Source organism: Vibrio genomosp. F6, assembly GCF_005146325.1.
GTDB lineage: Bacteria > Pseudomonadota > Gammaproteobacteria > Enterobacterales > Vibrionaceae > Vibrio > Vibrio cortegadensis.
In genome coordinates, this window is the sequence record NZ_SYUT01000010.1 from 179,841 (window position 1) to 198,595 (window position 18,755).

Sequence of the window (18,755 nt, forward strand, 5' to 3'; positions counted from 1 at the left end):
GATGATGCAACAGTGGACATTCGTTTTTATCACTGTGACATGTATATTTATCGTTGGTTTTATCTATGCTATGACGCCAAAAGGGGAACAGAAGAAGTACTCTCTAGCGTTAGGCGTCGGGGTCGTAGGGTTAAGTGTGATCGCTTGGTCTGTCTTACGTCAGCCAGTACAAACTGTCGCAGTGGATACCCCAGTTAAGCACTCTAGTCAGAAAATGATGACATTGAAGGAGGAGTTGCAAGCTCAACTCACACAAGATCCTAATCAAGGCGAGCTGTGGTTTCAACTTGGCCATGGTTACGTTCTTGAAAATGATTTTCAATCGGCGCTGACGTGTTTTGATTACGCAATTCGACTCAGTGAGAGCCCAACTGCAAGTCAATATGCGGCAAAAGCAACAGCACTTTATTACGTTAGCTCGCAACAAATGAGTTCGGATGTTGTTGCACTGTTAGATGCTGCTTTTGAATTAGATCCACAAAACCAAACGGGTTTAATGTTAGTCGCAAATGATCACTTTATCAGTTTCCGTTATCAACTCGCGATAGATACATGGACAAAGATTCTGGACTCAGAAAGACAAGAAGTAGATAGAGTGAACTTGATTCAGTCGATTAACCGAGCCAAGGAGTTGGTTAACAATTGAAGCTTAGATACAACTTCCAATCTAGAATTTGCTCCTAAATTGGAAGTTGAGTGCTATTCATTCACTTAAGCTATTTATTCACCTAAGTTGTTCATTGTTCTATTCTGGTAACACCAACTTATCTACGATAAATGAGTTGATGTTTGTCGTTGAGTTCAGTCTAATTTGCTTCACTTTTGCGTATTCTGGGTCGTCGTGCCAGGCGAGTGCGGCTTCTTTATTTGGAAATTGAACCACAACCTTCATCTGAGCCATTTCCCCATCAACCACTTGCCCTTCATTTGTAGCAACAAGGATTTCTCCCCCGTGTTTAGCAATCGTCGCTGCCGTGATGCCAATCGAACCTGGGTTGTAAAGTGAATACTGTTCTGGATCTGAAACATCATAATTTAAAATGAAAAATACCGTCATAATATAGATTCTCTTATTTGGATTTTGGTTTAATTATAGAGTAGATATTTATTTATATTGCAGGAAATAGTCGCGGTTCAAAAGGGGAATAATATCCAATGATTATGGGTTGAAACGACCATAATAGAATTTGTCTTGATATGAATACGAACAAAACCGTAATGAGAATGTGTCTTAATATACTTATTGTTTGCTTCTTATTTGATATGAATAAATAGTACCAAAGAAGAAATGACTTTAAGTGATATTAGCGAATCGAACTTAACTCTCTTTTCGCTAGGAATAAAAAAACCAGCCACGAGGGCTGGTTTTTGGAACAACATTGCTTATTGCTTATTGCTTATTGCTTATTGCTTATTGCTTATTGCTTATTGTGCGTAAGCTTGCGAACGATCTATTTGTAGTCGTAGCCCGCTTCACGTTTTTCAGCTTGCTCTTCCCATTGTGGAACGATGGTTTCTAAGAATTTCTTCTTATCAGCATTCATCTTATCCATATTCATACCAAGTGCTTTTTGAGCTTTTGCTTTGGTAGAGATATCAGGGATTTGAACAGGTTCCGTAATGCCTTTCTTCGCAAGTAGGCGAATTAGCTTAGTACGCGCATCAGCGGCACGGTCAACTGCAGTACCTAGAACTTCAAGTGCTACTTCAGGAGCATGCATATGAACACCGTGAGAAGCGATAGCGTAGTCCCAGCGCCATTGTGCATGGCGAATATCTTGTAGGATAGGTTTCATTTCAGCTTCTGTTGCACCAGCATCCCATGCTGCGCCCGCCTCAAAGTGTGCTGCCACAATTTGCTTTTCAGCGGTTAGCTTCATGTTTGTCACTTGTGTTTTACGAGTCGCAACAATACTTTGCATTTGTTCTTTACTTTGAGTATGACATTGCGCACATGTGTCATCGAAACGGTCAAATGGGTTGCCTACTTTATGATCAGTAAAGACAGTGCCATCTTCTTTGGTGACTTTTGGCATGTGACAATCAACACAAGCAACTTTATTTTTGCCGTGAATACCTTCACGCCATGTTTCAAAGCCTGGGTGCTGTGCTTTTAGCATTGGTGCTTTCGATACTTTATGCGTCCAATCTTTAAAGCCTAATGCATCGTAGTACTCTTCCATCTCTTCAACTTTTGTGCCGTTATCCCACGGGAATTTGACGCCTTTTGTTGGGCCAGTAAAGTAGTATTCTACGTGGCACTGAGAACAAACAGAAGATTGTTGATCTAAGCGGGACTGATGATCAAAGTTTTTGCCGATGGTGTCAAAAGCACGTTCAACATACGGACGAGTGATTTTTAATGCAGGCTCGCCATTTTTGAATTCATCGCTTTTCGTATCGTGACAATCAGAACAGCCGATAGGGTTAACGATTTCATTACCTAAACGTGCCCATTTGCCTTCGAAGTATCCATCTTCACCACGATCTTCAATTGAACGAGCTACATCAGGGCTTTTACAGCTCCAACATGCCATTGGCATTGGACCCGTTTTTCCATCTGTTGGTCCGCCTGTTCTTAGTGTTTGGCGGACATCATCTACTGCGTAAAAGTGACCACGAGCTTTGTTGTAATCTTTTGCAAAACCGTAGCCAGCCCACATGATAACCATATTTGGATCGCTTTTTAGGGCATCTTCCAGCACTTCACTTTCAGATGTTTGCTTCCAAGTTTGGTATTGGTCTGGGTGGTTTTGTTCAAATTGGGTATTTCGTGGGTCACCAATTTCTTTTTCTTCTGATGCTGCAAAACTGGCGAAACCAACTAAAGAGGTGGTTACCATCAGTAAGGTTGCAGCCGAATTACGTATCCAGTGCTTTTTCAAAATAATATCTCCGTATTCTAGATTTTTTATAACAAGCGTTGTGAACTGGCTATATTCCAAATAAGAACTGGAGAGTTGTTGAAATAATAGTACATATCTTGAAACATTTATTAGCAATTATATCTAGAATTGTCTTAGATCAAATATCAATAGTGATCCATGTCACATCTGGTTCCGTATAACCCTAAAGGGGTAGTTATTAAGCTTGTTTCTTCAAATAGTTCATATAGTTAGAGATATGACCATTATATTAATAAGGTGAAATAGGTCACTAATTTGAGAGGTGTATATATATATTCTACTACTATAGAGTTATTATATTTACTTATAGCGTTGTGGCTTATCCAAAATAAGAATTGATATCATTTAGATTTGGCAATATACCATTCTAAAGGTACATTTTATTTGACCGGAATAATTAAGTAGAGAGCTTAATTTCGCTGGTATAAGGAAAGGATATAATGGGCAATATAAAATTGACCATAGCCATAATGTTGAAGTCTCTTCTAGCATTCTGTCTCTATGGTTATTCCATCCATGCCGTTGCCGACTCTTCATCTGTTCAGCTTGAAGATGCCTCGACACGACATGAAGTCAGCCTCATTCGTGATAAAGATTATAAATGTGTGCAATGTCATAAAGATTCAAAAGAAACTCTTTTTGGTTCTCATGGCGAAGATGCGCATAAAATTCTTGGACGCGAAGTAAATTGTACGGAATGTCATAGCAATATTAGTCCAGATCACCGTGAAGGTGCTCCGAAGGTTATTAAGTACTCCAACGCTCAATCGCAACCTGGCTCTGAAAAGGTATTCCTTGAACCTGACGCTATTTTAAAAGCGAACAGTCAATGTACCGATTGTCATAAGCCAGAATATTTACGTGAGTCCAGTTGGACACACGATGTTCACGCGAAAAACTTAACTTGTTCTAATTGCCACGATGTTCACGCTAAGAAAGCGAAAGTATTGGCATTCGACAAGAAAGAAAAAATTAAGCTATGCGTGGATTGCCACTCAGACTTCAACCAGTTAAAAGAAGAGGAGTGATGTTATGAGTTGTTCTAGACGTAATTTCTTAGCAGGCGCTGGTGCCGTTATTGTTACTACTGGTGTTGCGGGTACCGCTGTTGTTACTAGCCGTAAAACATTGGCAAGCGTTCAAGAAGATGGCAATAAACGCTATGGTATGATCCACGATGAAACTGCTTGTATCGGTTGTACGGCATGTTCAGATGCTTGTCGTGAAGTAAATAATGTTCCTGAAGGTGTATCACGATTAGAGATCATTCGCAGTGAACCACAAGGCGAATTCCCTGATGTTGAATACCGTTTTACTCGCCAATCTTGTCAACATTGTGAAAATGCTCCTTGTGTTATGGTTTGCCCTACAGGCGCAGCCTATAAAGATGAGAAAACAGGCATCGTCGATGTGCACCACGATAAGTGTGTCGGCTGTGGCTACTGTTTAGCGGCTTGTCCTTACCAAGTTCGTTTCTTCCATCCTGAAAACAAATCAGCAGATAAATGTAACTTCTGTCGTGACACAAATCTTGCTCAAGGTAAATTACCGGCATGTGTCGAGTCTTGCCCGACGAAGGCGCTGACATTTGGTGACTTGAACGATCCTGAAAGTGAGATCAATCAAGTATTGAAGAATGAAGTGGTTTATCGAGATAAGGTTCATTTGGGTACTAAGCCTAAGTTGTTCAAAGTACCGCATCAGAAAGGGGAGATTTCATCATGAGTGCATGGGACACCGCATTTCAATCTAGCACAGTCGTGTGGGATTGGATTATTGCTATCTACTTGTTCTTAGCTGGTATGTCAGCAGGTGCTGTAATGATCTCAATTTACCTTAAACGCAAGGTAATTGAAGGAAACCCAGCTGAAAATGGTATTTTGAAAGCGACGGCTTTCCTTGCACCATTCGGTATCATATCTGGCCTAACGATTCTTATTTTCCATCTAACAAAACCACTTTCGTTTTGGAAAATAATGATCTTCTTTAATCCAACATCGGTGATGTCTATGGGGGTTATTCTCTTCCAAGTCTACATGGCGGTATTGTTTGTTTGGATTGGTATCATCTTTAAAAAACAAATTGTCGATTTCCTACAAGGTCGCTTTGCATTTGTTGATGGTTTACTGGAGAAATTCACTAAGTTTGAGAATTCAATTGAGCTATTCCTTGGGTTCCTTGCGCTACTACTAGCGGCTTATACTGGTTTCCTATTGTCAGCACTTCAAACGTACCCAATGCTGAATAATCCAGTACTTCCAATACTGTTCTTGTTTTCAAGCCTATCCTCTGGTGCTGCGGCATGTATCTTATTCGGCGTTCTTGTATTTAAAGAGTCTCCACATGGGCCAAGTGTTTCATGGATCCACGGGTTTGAACGTCCAGTCGTTATGTTTGAGTTGTTCGTTTTGGTCACCTTCTTCACTGGACTAATTTTCTCTGGTGGACAGGCTGAGATTTCGGCAATGAATGCGATTGGCGAAGGCTTTTGGGCATCTTGGTTCTGGTGGGGCGTAATTGGCGCAGGTATGTTGCTACCGCTTCTACTTAATGCAGTCACGCCTAAGTCAATTCGTCATAGTGGCGGTTTTATTTTAGTCGTAACAACGCTGAGTTTAGTGGGCGTATTGATGTTACGTACTTTCATTCTATACGCAGGTCAAATGACAGTTGTTTAAATCAGTTTTGATTGATAACACTAGTGTTTGAAAGTGTCATTGCTTGTAAACTATAAGCTCCACTGATTTTGGTGGGGCTTTTTTTTGAGGTTTTATGATTGGTGAGTTAGGTCTATTTTCTCTTGTTCTAGTCGCTTGTTTGAGTTCAATAATCTGCGTGGCTATTGGCTGGAAAAGACAGCAAAACTCGCCGATTGAACTCTCTACTGTGCGCTCTTGTACTCAGCTATCTGCGCTGTTTTCTATCGTGAGTATAGTCCTGCTTGGCTTCGCCTTCTATATTGATGATTTTTCAATATCATATGTTGCAGCACACTCTAATACTGAATTACCGATATTTTTCAAATTGGCGGCCGTATGGGGTGGTCATGAAGGCTCCCTGCTTTTCTGGGTTTTAACTCTTGGGTGCTGGAGTGGTTTAATTACGTTGAACCGACGTTATCCGCGAGCATATTTGATCAATGTTCTCTGGGTGATGAATGGCTTAATTGCTGTGTTTGCGTGGTTTACGCTTATCGCATCCAATCCATTTGTGATGAGTTCTATGATTCCTGTAGAGGGGCGAGATTTAAATCCTATGCTCCAAGATGTGGGGTTAATATTCCATCCGCCATTGCTCTACTTGGGCTATGTTGGCCTTTCGACGGTACTGGCATTTGCCGTTGCCGCCTTATTAACACCGGAAATAGAGTACAACTGGGTTAAGTATTGTCAGCCTTGGTGCCAGAGCGCTTGGGTGTTTCTAACTGGTGGCATTATTCTGGGCTCTTGGTGGGCTTATTACGAACTAGGCTGGGGCGGTTGGTGGTTTTGGGATCCGGTAGAAAATGCATCTTTATTGCCGTGGTTAACTTCAACAGCACTATTGCACTGTTTGTCTGTTGCTCGTTATAAGCGTCAGCTAATGAAATGGGCGTTTTCGCTGTCTTTTATCACTTTCAGTTTGAGCATTCTAGGCACGTTCATCGTTCGATCTGGAGTACTGACATCCGTTCATGCTTTTGCCGTTGATCCGGGGAAAGGATTGACACTCTTATTGATACTTTCACTTGTTTTATTCGGATCATTTTGTCTATTGCTGGCTAGAGGCGACGAGATTAAATCCGAGTCTATCACTCACTTTCTGAGTAAGAGTTTTGTGTTACTGCTGGCCAATAGCCTGCTTATTGTTGCGATGATAGTTGTCCTCGTTGGGACCTTCTATCCAATGCTATTTAGTTTATTAGGATTAGGAAATATTTCGGTAGGAGCTCCTTACTTCAATACCGTTTTTTCTCCGCTAGCGCTCATTGCTCTATTTATGATGGGAGCCAGCCCTTTTATTTCTTACTACAAACAGCGCAAGAACGTAAAACAAGTCGTTATCATTACCGCTATTGCTTCTATCGTTGTTGGTGTATTGCTCTACCAGGTTCAAGTTGAATACAGTGCTTGGCTAGTACAACTAACCTGGATAATAGCAGTTTGGGTGGTGTTATCTCATCTGTATTTGCTGAAATTTTCGCTGGCAACATCGGGTCGAGCACGAAGCATTGCGGTTAATATGGCGCATATTGGTGTTGCTGTTGTTTGTATAGGTTCTGCGATGAATAGCGAACACTCTTATGAACTTAACCGTAGAATGGCACCAGGAACAGAAGTGGTATTCGCTGACTGGACGATCAAACATTTAGACACTGAGTTATATATTGGGCCAAACTATACATCAGAGAAGATATGGTTAGAGATTAGCGGCAATAACCGGACAGATATCATTATACCTGAGAGACGCCATTATCAAGTCCGCGTAATGAATATGAGTGAACCGGCTATGAAATGGTTCTGGCATGGTGATATTTATGTCACGGTTGGAGAGAAGGTCGATCTCAAATCCTATGCTGTAAGGATTCAATACAAGGCGTATGTTCGCTGGATATGGCTAGGAGCGCTGCTTTCGATTTTAGGCGTGGTGTTGCTTTTAGTTCAACCAAAACGCAGTCGCGAAAATCAACAAAAAACCAATACAGGGGCTGGCTTTGCAAAATAAAACCAAACTAAAAATTGGCGTACTGTTCCTCGTGATGTGTGCTTTTATTGGCACGCTGACCATTGGGTTATCTGAGAGTCAGAGTAGTAAATCCGTTTCGGTTAATAAACCTTTGCCTGAGTTCATGCAAGCGGACTTAAGAGATTCACAGCAAGTTCTCACCAAGGTTGATGTTCTTACAGAGAATGTTCAATTGCTCAATGTATGGGCCTCTTGGTGTGGCGTTTGTAAATCAGAGCATGAATTTCTCAAAGAATTGAAAGATGAGAATATTAATATCATCGGTTTGAATTATAGGGATGATCTTAAATCGGCAAATAATATGCTCTTGGAGGAGGGTGATCCTTACAGAAGGATCATATTTGATCCTCGTGGAGAGTTTGCGTTGGATCTTGGCGTTATTGGTACTCCTGAATCTTATTTAATTAACAGGGATGGAATTATAATTAAGAAATACAGTGGAGCATTAACCCGTGATATTTGGAACCAAGAATTTAAACGCTACTTTAATAATTGATGAATCGTTGAAGAAAAACTATGCGAATACTATATTTTTTTATGATGGTTGTATTAGCCTCTTGTCATGCTCAAGCCTCAACTGACGAGGTGTTTGTCGGAGCAAGTAAAGAAGTCAGCCAACAGGTTGAATTGTTTGAGTTTGATACGCCTTTACAGCAGAAACATGCCATTTTACTCGCAAAGTCATTGCGTTGCCCACAGTGTCAGAACCAAAATCTTGTCGAATCTAACTCTCCAATAGCTAAAGATTTGCGCTTAAAAGTCTTTACCATGGTAAAAGAGGGTAAGTCAGAAGAAGAAATAATAGAATTTATGACGGATCGTTTTGGTGATTTTGTTATGTATAAGCCCACATTTAATGCGAAAAATCTATTACTTTGGATCTTTCCACTGCTGTTGTTGATCTTATTTCTACTCTTTGCGATAAAAAGTGTTAAAAAAAAGAGTTTGTGACTATTATTCCATTTTCAATTAATGATTGTGTAATATATAAACGAAGTGATATTATTTAATCAAATAATATCACTTCGCACTATACCAAACGTTAATTGAATATAAGGCTTTGCACATGGACTCGATAACCTCGCAATTAAAAAATGACTTTTATGCGCATCTTCGTTCTATGCAAGCCAATAATTCCGGAATCTCGACCTCAAGTGTTTCTCTACTCACTCAAGAAGAGCTTTCTGAACTGGAAAGTGTTTGGATTCAATTAGCGGTGTGGAAAAAATCGCAGAAACAGCAACTGAATTGCTAATGTGTTCGTTATGTGTGGATAATATAACACATTGAAAATAAGCAACTTTAGTATAATGCCTCAATTTTATCATTATAAAATTGGGGCTTTTTATTGCCTGTGGATTGAAATGTTATAATATAACAATTATGATTTGGTCATTGAAAAATGAGGCGTGAGTCCCCATAGTTGAAGAATCGTAGTGCGAATACACTGCATTCCTTTTCTAAAATGCAGACAACAAATAGTCAAGTGAGTGAGAATATGGCGGAAGTACGTGCCAGAATAGAGTTGAAAGTCGGAGCAAAGAGTAATATCGATGCAGAGATGCTCTCTTTTAAAGGATTAGAAACGGATAAGGAACATGTAGCGGTTGTCTTCAAGTCTGTTGATCAGCTACCCACAATTCCGTTAGTTAGAATGCATTCAGAGTGCTTGACTGGCGATGTTTTTCATTCATCCCGTTGTGACTGTGGTGAGCAGTTAGAAGAAACGATCCAAAAGATGGGTGAGCAAGGCGGCATCATTCTTTATTTACGGCAAGAAGGTCGTGGTATTGGTCTATATAACAAGATTGATGCATACAAACTTCAAACTGAAGGGATGAATACCTATGAGGCGAACAATCATCTTGGATTTGGTGATGACCTTAGAGACTTCACTGAAGCCGCACAAATGTTAACAGCATTGGGTATTAATAAAATTCATTTAGTTACCAATAATCCTAAAAAAATCAATGATCTTAAGAACTTTGGTATTGAAATAGAATCAGTCGTTAACACGCTCGCTCATATTAAATCGGGCAACGAAAGCTATTTACAAGCGAAAGTCTCTCATGGGAAACACAACCTGAAGTTGTAGCCCTTCCTTAAAGTCTCTTCCCTAGATTTTCTGTTGAATTTGAATAAAGCCTCACTATTGTGAGGTTTTTTTGTTTTTGTCTTGCAAAAAAATTGTAAATTTGTATTATCCCAAACCTAAGTGCAAATGATAATAAGTTGCACTATCAATATAATTAAAATTTAGAATACGATTAAGCTCAACAAGGACGCTTTCATGACTATTAAACATTTAGTGGCAACAACCATTGCATCGTCACTACTTCTAGCTTCAGGCTCTACATTTGCCGCAGTAACTAAAGATCAAGTAGTAGAGCATTACGCAGATATTGCTCACGCGGTATTTGAAGACTCTGTTATTACAGCGAAAACTCTGGACACAGCAATTGATGGGTTTTTAGCCCAACCTTCAGCATCAAGTTTTGAGAAAGTAAAACAAACTTGGTTAGATTCACGCGTACCGTACCAACAATCTGAAGTATTCCGTTTTGGTAACGTCGTGGTCGATGACTGGGAAGGGCAACTGAATGCTTGGCCTCTTGATGAAGGTTTAATTGATTATGTTGGTAGTGATTATCAGTATGAGCTTGGTAATGAAGGTGCGAGTGCAAATATCGTAGCTAACAAAACTCTTAAAGTTGGTTCAAGTGTTATTGATGCAACGACCATCACTCCTGAGTTGATCGCAGATTTAAATGAAATTGGTGGCTCTGAAGCGAATGTAGCCTCTGGATACCATGCGATTGAATTCTTACTTTGGGGTCAAGATCTTAACGGTACAAATGCTGGTGCAGGCGCTCGTGCATACACCGATTTCGTTGTAGGCAGCGAATGTACAAATGGCAACTGTGATCGACGTGGTCAATATCTTAAAGCGGCTGCTGAACTTTTGATCCAAGATCTTGAGTGGATGGAAAAACAGTGGGAAGCCGGTGAAAAAGGTAACTATCGCCAAGAGCTATTAGCAGATTCTGCTGATAACGGTTTGCGTAAAATGCTGTTCGGCATGGGGTCACTTTCATTAGGTGAGTTAGCCGGCGAGCGTATGAAAGTGGCATTAGAGGCAAACTCAACGGAAGATGAGCATGACTGTTTCTCTGATAACACTCATAACTCTCACTACTACAATGAGCAAGGGATCTATAACGTTTATACAGGTTTGTACAAACGTGAAAGTGGCAAGTTACTTTCAGGACCTAGCCTTTACGATTTAGTGGCTCAGAAAGACAAAAAAGCAGCTAAAGAGATCCAGAAACAGTTCGATCTAGCTCGCGCACAAGTTGGTCAATTGGTGACTTCAGCAGAGAAAAACAATCAGCATTTCGATCAACTGATTGCAGCTAACAACCCGGCAGGTAATGCTTTGGTTAATAAGACAATCATGGCATTGGTTGCACAAACTGGTTCTATTGAAAGAGCGGCATCTGTCATTGGTATCAGCAGCTTAAACCCAGATACTGCCGATCACGAATTCTAAGCATAAAATAATAATATAGAAGGGCTCTCTTGAGCCCTTTCTGCTATCTCTAAAATAATAATCATATTTAAGTCAATGACAGCGGAAACCGCCTGCAATATGACCACTCTTTGATGGCATTTTTGAAAGCTAAATTACACAATAAGAATACAGTTATGAAATCATATATTTTCTCAGCAGCTATTGCCTTGATCACATCGTTTTCAATACAGGCAAGTGATGTTAAATCTGGTGGGCAAACCAGTGTAAAAAAAGAAGGGAGCAATGCCTTTTCTTTACCTGCTGCAAATTTACCAATGAGCAAACGCCTTGATTTTAGCGTTGGTAACAGTTTTTTCCGTAATCCGTGGGTGCAAGCACCAGCTTCAACCGATGCTCGTGATGGATTAGGACCTCTATTCAATACGAATGGTTGTCAGAACTGCCATATTAAAGATGGGCGAGGGCACGCTCCTGAAAAAGGGGATACTCATGCCGTCTCTATGCTAGTTAGGCTAAGCATTCCAGCCATGACGGCAGAGCAAAAAAAAGCGTATATCAAAGATGGTGTCATTCCAGAACCCACGTACGGTGGTCAACTACAAGACTTTTCCTTACCAAATATAAAACCTGAAGGTTCAATTCAAATTGATTACACCGATGTCCCTGTCACGTTTAAAGATGGTTTCGTTGTCACCTTACGTAAACCCACATTAACCATTAATGATCTCGGCTTTGGTGAGATGCACCCAGACACTCAATTTTCTGCTCGCGTCGCCCCTCCTATGATTGGTCTTGGTCTGCTTGAAAGTATTCCTGAAAGTACTATTTTGGCGTTTGCTGAACAACAGAAGCTAGCGGGACAAGGCGTTTCAGGTAAAGCTAACCGTGTATGGGACGTTCAAGCGGAAGAATTTGCGCTTGGTCGTTTTGGTTGGAAAGCTGGACAGCCGAATTTGATGCAGCAAAACGCGGCCGCCTTTAATGGTGATGTTGGATTAACGAGTTCACTTTTCCCAAATGAAAACTGTACATCGAAACAGAGCTTATGCGATGAATTGCCAAATGGTGGCGATATTGAAGTAAGTGATAATATTCTAGACTTTGTAGAGTTCTACTCTCAGCACCTTGCTGTCCCTATTCGCCGTAACGTGAAAGACGAAACCGTAATGAAAGGGCAAGCTCTTTTTGCTCAATCTGGTTGCCAAAGCTGTCACCAAACCAATATCAAGACGGCAAATCGTGAGGGTCTACCCGCGATTTCAAACCAAGTAATTAACCCTTATACCGATATGTTACTGCATGATATGGGTGAAGGGCTTGCAGATAATCGTCCTGAGTATTTAGCAAATGGCCAAGAGTGGAGAACAGCGCCGCTATGGGGCATTGGCTATACAAAAGAAGTCAACGGGCACACGATGTTTTTGCATGATGGTCGAGCAAGAAACCTTCTGGAAGCTGTGCTTTGGCATGGTGGAGAAGCGAAATCAGCAAAACAGCAAGTTCTCGGTTTTGACAAAGCAGAACGTGATGCGCTGATTGCTTTCTTAAACTCATTGTAAGGAGAAGTATATGTGGTTAAAAATATCTCGGATAATGAGTTTAATTGTTCCGACCGTATTGGTTTTAGGATGTCAGAGTACTGACTCGAAACACTCATCAAACCAAGCTGTGTTGAGCAAAATGGACACGACTGAACATATCAGTTCCAGTTTGTACCAAGTACAGTTTCAATCGGCTATGAAACTGAACGAACAAGCAATATCTTTAAATAAGTCGATGAAATCATTCTGCTCAAATGGAGCCGACCTTTCGGATTTAAAAGGATATTGGCAAGCATCGATGGCGGCTTGGATGCATTTACAAGGACAGGAGAGAGGCCCGGTAAAAGCATTGGAGCAGAGTTGGAATGTTCAATTCTGGCCAGACAAAAAGAACACGACAGGTCGAAAAATGTCTCAGTTGGTGTCATATGATAAATCATGGACAGCTGAAGAGATCTCGAACCAGAGTGTGACGGTGCAAGGTCTTGGTGCTATTGAGTGGATGTTGTTTGACGCCCAGTCACCTCTGCTTACCAATAAAGGTGAGACGTGCTCATCAGCGACTGCAATCAGCCAGAATTTACAGAATCGTACTTCACAGATTCGACAGGCATGGCTCATTAACCCTTGGACCTCGATGAATGAAGCACAGTGGAATTCGGAATACGTGAGCCTACTTTCGAATCAGCTTGAATACAGTATGAAGAAGTTGAGTCGACCACTGGCAAAAATGGGCCATCCACGAGCCTACTTTTCTGAGTCGTGGCGTTCTGCTTCATCGTTATCCAATCTGAAGGAGAATCTGAAAGCGATGCAGGCTATTTATTTTGCCAATGGTTCTGGATTGGATGCGATCTTGCGTGCAAGAGATAAAGGCGAACTTGCTGATCGAATCGCTTTACAGTTTGATATGGCCATCGACACTTGGCCAGAGCAAGACAGCCTATTCAATATGCTACAAACTAAGAGTGGGTACCAAAACGTACTTGCACAATACAATAAATTAGAACAGCTTAAGTATTTGATCCATGAAGAAGTGGCAATTGAACTTGGCGTAGTGATAGGATTTAACGCGACCGATGGTGACTGATTTAAATCGAAGAACGCTATTGAAAGCGGCTATGTATGGGGCGATGGTTCCTGTATTGCCCTATGGATGTGCAGCGCAATCAGTCAACGCCAATGCTTCTCCGGCATTGATAGGTTGCTCCTTGAGTGCAAAAAAGCAGTATCGTGCTGTTGTCGCTGATGAATCTGGCGTTGAAATTCACTCATTACCAATACCTGAGCGTGGTCATGGCGTTGCTATCAATAGCCAACATGGTGAGGATCAGTATAAATATCACGCTGCAGTTTTTGCTAGGCGTCCAGGTTCATATTTAATGGTGTTCGATTATTTATCTGGTGAGCAGATCTTGCTGCGGCCAGCGGATAAAAATCGCCATTATTATGGCCATGGTGTTTTCAGTAATGATGGTATGTACTTGTATGCAACCGAAGGTGAACGTGGTACTAGCCGTGGGATCATTGGTGTATACCGTGTTCAAGATGGCTATAAGAAAGTGGAAGAGTTTTCCGGTTTTGGATTGGGGCCCCATGAAGTGATCGCAATGCCAGATAATACACTCGCGATTGGGGTAGGTGGCGTTCATACCGATGGACGAAAAGCATTGAATCTCGACGCTATGTCGCCTAGTTTGAGTTATGTATCCGCAGAAGGAAAGTTACTCGATCAAGTTTCTCTTGATGACCGCCACTTAAGCATTCGACACTTAGCACATGACGGAAGTGATACCGTGCTTTGCGGTCAGCAGTACCGTGGTGAACCTGATGAGTATCCCTCTTTACTGGCGATGCACCGTCGCGGTGGCGATATGGTTCAGCTTCAAGCAGAGCCTGAACAGTGGGCACGTTTCAATCACTATATTGCAAGCATTGCAGCAAGTGATGAATTGATTCTGGCGACATCGCCTCGTGGCAACTGTTATGGGATATGGTCGAAAGAGAGTGGCGCATTGATCGAATTAGCGGCACTTCCTGATGCATCCGGGGTGATTGAAGCTAACGGCATGTTTAAGGTGAGCTCTGGCTCTGGCTCGGTTGTTACTCGCAATAAGCAGCAATCCACTTCTAAATACTCTGGCGTGCAATGGGATAACCATTGGTCTGCCATTTGATCTATTGAATCACATTTTGACTTGAGCTTTTACGATGACGGCCCTTGATTGTTAAGGGCTGTACACAAAAATGTTCGGGGTTGGGTTCATATTCGAACTGAATGCCGGCATAAGATTGTAGAGTCAAACACACTGCTTTATCTGAATTCTGACAATTTTTTACTCTGATAATATCGCATTTACTCCCCGCTAAAATTTCGCGAGATTCTTACATCTTAAGTAAAGTGATGAGACGATATAAATACAATTTTCAATAATTTCAATATTTTAGTGTGACCGCAGTGAACTCATCTGCTTTTTAACTATCCACAATTCAAATATCGGAGTGTTTAACTTCTAATTGTTAACTTATTGGTGTTTAGTGTGGTTTTTGTCTATTTTATGGGATTATTGATGGCGATGCCTTGTGTTTGCCATATTTGTGCGTATTCTTTGTGTGAACTAAATGTTAAATTTATTGATTGTTAATGTTTCTTTATCAAGGAGTCGATGATGTTACATAACCACGAGAGTACCCTACATATCACTAGTTTATCCCGTCACGCTTTAGAACAGTTATCCCCTTCATTTAACCAACTACCATCAACAGAACATGCGGATGGTAAATATCGATTACGTCGTTATTCAGTTATATGCCTGCAAGATGGAACCGTGACAGAGTTGGATAACCCAGGGTTTGTACAAACTGATGATATTAACCATTTTCAAGGTGATATTGTCCGTCAATTTGAATCCATTGAGCAGGGCATTCTCGATAGTGATGGCATGAAGGAGATGTGCCAACTGTTTGTTGATAGCAACAAGTTACCTAACGGGCAAGAAATTGAAATTCATCAAATTCGAATCGCAGCAATATACGATGAGACACAAGTTGCGCCGGAAGGGGTTCACCAAGATGGTTTTGATCACCTTGCATTAATCGGTATTGATCGTAGTAACATCATTGGTGGTGAGATTATGCTGTACAACAATAGCAATGAAGCACCATTTTTCAGAAAAATTCTTGAGAATGGTGAAGTAGCAATGCTAGCCGATAGCAAGCTGTGGCATAACGCTCAACCGATATGTCCCGTCGAGAATGAAGAAAAAGGGCATATGGATGTTTTTGTTCTGACAGCAAAGGATGCGCGTAATGAGCTTCAATCTTAATTCTGTTCGTGAACAGTTTAGTGCGTTATCTCAGCAATATAATGGAAAGCCCGTAATATTCTTGGATGGCCCTGGAGGTTCTCAAGTGCCGAAATCTGTTTTGGACGCGATGACAAGTTATCTCGGTTTCTATAACTCCAATCTAGGCGGGCATTTTTTTTCGAGTCAACACACGACAAATCTGATGACACAGGCAAGAGAGTCAGTTCAAGCTCTAGTGAATGCAGAAACTCCCGATAATATGGTGTTTGGGGCGAACATGACGTCGTTGACCTTTCAATTGAGTCGAGCAATAAGCCGAGATTGGAAGGCTGGAGATGAAATCATCGTCACAGCATTAGATCACTATTCAAATGTTTCAAGTTGGCAGCAAGCGGCTGAAGATAAAGGCGTTGTAGTACATCAGGTTAAAGTCGATGAAAGTAATTGCTCGTTGGATATGGATCACTATGCCTCTCTGCTTAGTGAGAAAACTAAGCTGGTGGCGGTAACATTCGCATCGAATACCACAGGTTCAATTGTCGATGTAAAAACAGTGATCGAACAGGCTCACTCTGTTGGCGCGAAAGTGTATGTTGATGCTGTTCATTACGCGCCGCATCATCTGATTGATGTTCAAGATTTAGGCTGTGACTTTCTAGCCTGTTCGGCTTATAAGTTCTTCGGCCCACATGTTGGTATTGCATATATTGCACCTCAATGGCTGCAAACCATTCAACCTTACAAAGTTGAACCTGCAACGAATTTAGGCGCTGGTCGGTTCGAAACTGGCACTCAAAGCTTTGAAGGCTTAGCTGGCGTGATCCAAGCGGTGGAGTATTTGTCTCAATGGGGCGAGCAAGGTAGCTCGTTGAGGAAGAGGCTTGAACAGAGTTTTAGCCAATATAATCAGCATGAACAAGCGCTCAGTGAATACTTCTTAAAACGCTTGAGTACCCTTGGTGATAAGGTCGCTCTACATGGGCGTGAAGAAGCTGATTCGAACCTTCGTACTCCAACCTTTGCTGTTACATTCAAACATCATCATCCCGAATTTGTCGCTAAAAGTTTAGGTGAACACAACATCTGCGTCTGGAATGGCCACTTTTATGCGCTGGGGCTGATTAGGCAACTTGGCTTAGAGGAGAGTGGTGGTGTCGTAAGAATCGGCTTCATGCATTACAACACAATAGAAGAGGTCGATCAGCTGTTTGAGGCGCTTAACGGGCTGTAAATTTACTCGACTAATTGATGTATACTTGAAAGATATCAATACCAATCAGAGATACGCTGGTTGGTATTTTTTATGCTCTTATCAAAATATAATGATCCTGTTTATGACGCTATTTCCGTCTTTTTCATATTTTTGGGAACAAAAGTGGCCGGTAGTGCTCCAACCACTTACATTTTAAGGGTCTTTTTGAAGAAATTAGATGCCATTTGAGAGCGAAACTTTTATCCTACCAAGGATTTTTTAAGGAAGTTGAATATGATCATCAAACCTAGAATTCGTGGATTTATCTGTACTACAACGCACCCAGTGGGTTGTGAAGCGAACGTAAAAGAACAAATTGCTTATACTAAGGCGCAAGGCCCAATCAAAAATGCACCTAAGCGTGTACTTGTTGTGGGTTCATCAAGTGGCTACGGTCTATCTTCTCGTATTGCAGCGGCATTCGGTGGCGGGGCATCAACGATTGGTGTTTTCTTTGAAAAAGCGGGTACTGAGAAAAAACCTGGTACGGCGGGTTACTACAACTCAGCTGCTTTTGAAAAGTGTGCACATGAAGAAGGCTTGTACGCTAAAAGCTTAAATGGCGATGCATTCTCAAATGAAGCTAAACAAAAAACAATCGATTTAATCAAAGAAGACTTAGGTCAAATCGATATGGTGGTTTACTCATTAGCGTCTCCTGTTCGTAAGCTCCCTGATTCTGGTGAGTTGATTCGTTCATCTCTGAAGCCTATCGGTGAGACATATACGGCTACAGCGGTTGATACCAATAAAGATCAAATCATTGAAGCGAGCGTTGAGCCTGCAACTGAAGAAGAGATCAAAGACACTGTGACGGTAATGGGCGGTGAAGATTGGGAACTTTGGATGAATGCGCTTTCTGATGCAGGCGTGCTTGCTGAAGGCTGCAAAACGGTTGCTTACAGCTACATCGGAACAGAGCTAACATGGCCTATCTACTGGGATGGCGCGTTAGGTAAAGCGAAGATGGATTTAGATCGCGCTGCAATGGCATTAAATGAGAAGCTTAGCTCAACAGGTGGTACCGCGAATGTTGCAGTACTTAAATCTGTTGTGACTCAGGCAAGCTCTGCGATTCCTGTTATGCCGTTATACATTGCGATGGTATTCAAGAAGATGCGCGAAGAAGGCGTACATGAAGGCTGTATGGAACAGATCTTCCGTATGTTTAGCCAACGTCTGTATAAAGAAGATGGCAGCGTTGCAGAAGTGGACGATAAAAACCGTTTACGCCTAGATGACTGGGAACTGCGTGAAGACATCCAACAGCATTGTCGTAACCTTTGGCCACAAGTGACGTCTGAAAACCTAAAAGAACTAACGGATTACGTTGAGTATAAAGAAGAGTTCTTGAAACTGTTTGGTTTCGGTGTAGACGGTGTTGATTACGACGCTGACGTAGCTACAGCCATCGATTTTGATGTGATTGATATTTAAGTCGATTAATCAGAAATTACTGATAAAAGAAAAGGCGCTCATTGAGCGCCTTTT

At 41.4% G+C, this 18,755-nt stretch carries 18 protein-coding genes; 16 read left to right on the top strand and 2 right to left on the bottom strand.

Features of this window, described 5'->3' with window-relative positions; all coding sequences use genetic code 11:
* Positions 1–4 precede the first annotated feature (4 nt).
* Positions 5–646 (top strand): TPR domain-containing protein, encoded by a 642-nt coding sequence (locus FCV43_RS01380; RefSeq protein ID WP_136993791.1) that lies wholly within the window; start codon positions 5–7, stop codon positions 644–646.
* A 99-nt stretch (positions 647–745) separates the two neighbouring features.
* Here FCV43_RS01380 and FCV43_RS01385 read toward each other — a convergent pair whose 3' ends face one another.
* Positions 746–1,057, bottom strand: a complete 312-nt coding sequence (locus FCV43_RS01385) for a DUF1330 domain-containing protein (protein ID WP_136993792.1) — start codon at positions 1,055–1,057, stop codon at positions 746–748.
* A 394-nt stretch (positions 1,058–1,451) separates the two neighbouring features.
* Entirely contained in the window at positions 1,452–2,885 is a 1,434-nt protein-coding gene (nrfA, locus tag FCV43_RS01390) for an ammonia-forming nitrite reductase cytochrome c552 subunit (RefSeq protein WP_170961579.1), read from the bottom strand.
* A 461-nt stretch (positions 2,886–3,346) separates the two neighbouring features.
* Between nrfA and nrfB the strand changes: the two genes are divergently transcribed.
* From nrfB to fabV, 15 genes are all read left to right on the top strand, one after another.
* A complete protein-coding gene (gene nrfB / locus FCV43_RS01395; protein ID WP_136993793.1) occupies positions 3,347–3,934 on the top strand; it encodes a cytochrome c nitrite reductase pentaheme subunit in 588 nt (195 codons plus the stop codon).
* Between the two features lie 4 nt (positions 3,935–3,938).
* Complete coding sequence (nrfC, locus tag FCV43_RS01400; RefSeq protein ID WP_017054553.1) at positions 3,939–4,631, top strand: cytochrome c nitrite reductase Fe-S protein; 693 nt, start codon at positions 3,939–3,941, stop codon at positions 4,629–4,631.
* A complete protein-coding gene (gene nrfD / locus FCV43_RS01405; RefSeq protein WP_017054552.1) occupies positions 4,628–5,584 on the top strand; it encodes a cytochrome c nitrite reductase subunit NrfD in 957 nt (318 codons plus the stop codon). Before nrfC ends, nrfD begins: the two co-directional genes overlap by 4 nt.
* 94 nt (positions 5,585–5,678) lie before the next feature.
* Positions 5,679–7,610: a heme lyase CcmF/NrfE family subunit gene (locus FCV43_RS01410; protein ID WP_136993794.1), complete on the top strand. Its 1,932-nt coding sequence runs from the start codon at positions 5,679–5,681 to the stop codon at positions 7,608–7,610.
* Positions 7,600–8,127: a DsbE family thiol:disulfide interchange protein gene (locus tag FCV43_RS01415; protein WP_017054550.1), complete on the top strand. Its 528-nt coding sequence runs from the start codon at positions 7,600–7,602 to the stop codon at positions 8,125–8,127. Before FCV43_RS01410 ends, FCV43_RS01415 begins: the two co-directional genes overlap by 11 nt.
* A 41-nt stretch (positions 8,128–8,168) precedes the next feature.
* A complete protein-coding gene (gene nrfF / locus FCV43_RS01420) occupies positions 8,169–8,582 on the top strand; it encodes a heme lyase NrfEFG subunit NrfF (protein WP_431188279.1) in 414 nt (137 codons plus the stop codon).
* A 115-nt stretch (positions 8,583–8,697) separates the two neighbouring features.
* Positions 8,698–8,886 (top strand): hypothetical protein, encoded by a 189-nt coding sequence (locus FCV43_RS01425; protein WP_017054548.1) that lies wholly within the window; start codon positions 8,698–8,700, stop codon positions 8,884–8,886.
* 210 nt (positions 8,887–9,096) lie between these two features.
* Positions 9,097–9,726: a GTP cyclohydrolase II gene (locus FCV43_RS01430; protein WP_113797334.1), complete on the top strand. Its 630-nt coding sequence runs from the start codon at positions 9,097–9,099 to the stop codon at positions 9,724–9,726.
* Between the two features lie 195 nt (positions 9,727–9,921).
* Positions 9,922–11,181 (top strand): imelysin family protein, encoded by a 1,260-nt coding sequence (locus FCV43_RS01435; protein ID WP_017054546.1) that lies wholly within the window; start codon positions 9,922–9,924, stop codon positions 11,179–11,181.
* A 155-nt stretch (positions 11,182–11,336) separates the two neighbouring features.
* Positions 11,337–12,722: a di-heme oxidoredictase family protein gene (locus FCV43_RS01440; protein ID WP_136993796.1), complete on the top strand. Its 1,386-nt coding sequence runs from the start codon at positions 11,337–11,339 to the stop codon at positions 12,720–12,722.
* A gap of 10 nt (positions 12,723–12,732) precedes the next feature.
* Positions 12,733–13,794 (top strand): imelysin family protein, encoded by a 1,062-nt coding sequence (locus FCV43_RS01445; RefSeq protein WP_136993797.1) that lies wholly within the window; start codon positions 12,733–12,735, stop codon positions 13,792–13,794.
* Positions 13,784–14,881, top strand: a complete 1,098-nt coding sequence (locus FCV43_RS01450; RefSeq protein ID WP_136993798.1) for a DUF1513 domain-containing protein — start codon at positions 13,784–13,786, stop codon at positions 14,879–14,881. The genes FCV43_RS01445 and FCV43_RS01450 overlap by 11 nt, the downstream gene beginning before the upstream one ends.
* A 492-nt stretch (positions 14,882–15,373) precedes the next feature.
* A complete protein-coding gene (locus FCV43_RS01455; RefSeq protein WP_017054542.1) occupies positions 15,374–16,030 on the top strand; it encodes a 2OG-Fe dioxygenase family protein in 657 nt (218 codons plus the stop codon).
* The gene (locus FCV43_RS01460) at positions 16,014–17,243 is read left to right on the top strand and encodes a cysteine desulfurase-like protein (RefSeq protein WP_136993799.1); all 1,230 of its coding nucleotides are present in this window, start codon (positions 16,014–16,016) and stop codon (positions 17,241–17,243) included. Before FCV43_RS01455 ends, FCV43_RS01460 begins: the two co-directional genes overlap by 17 nt.
* 255 nt (positions 17,244–17,498) lie before the next feature.
* Positions 17,499–18,701 carry an enoyl-ACP reductase FabV gene (fabV, locus tag FCV43_RS01465; RefSeq protein WP_136993800.1) on the top strand — a complete coding sequence of 401 codons (1,203 nt, stop codon included), beginning with the start codon at positions 17,499–17,501 and terminating at the stop codon, positions 18,699–18,701.
* Positions 18,702–18,755 lie beyond the last annotated feature (54 nt).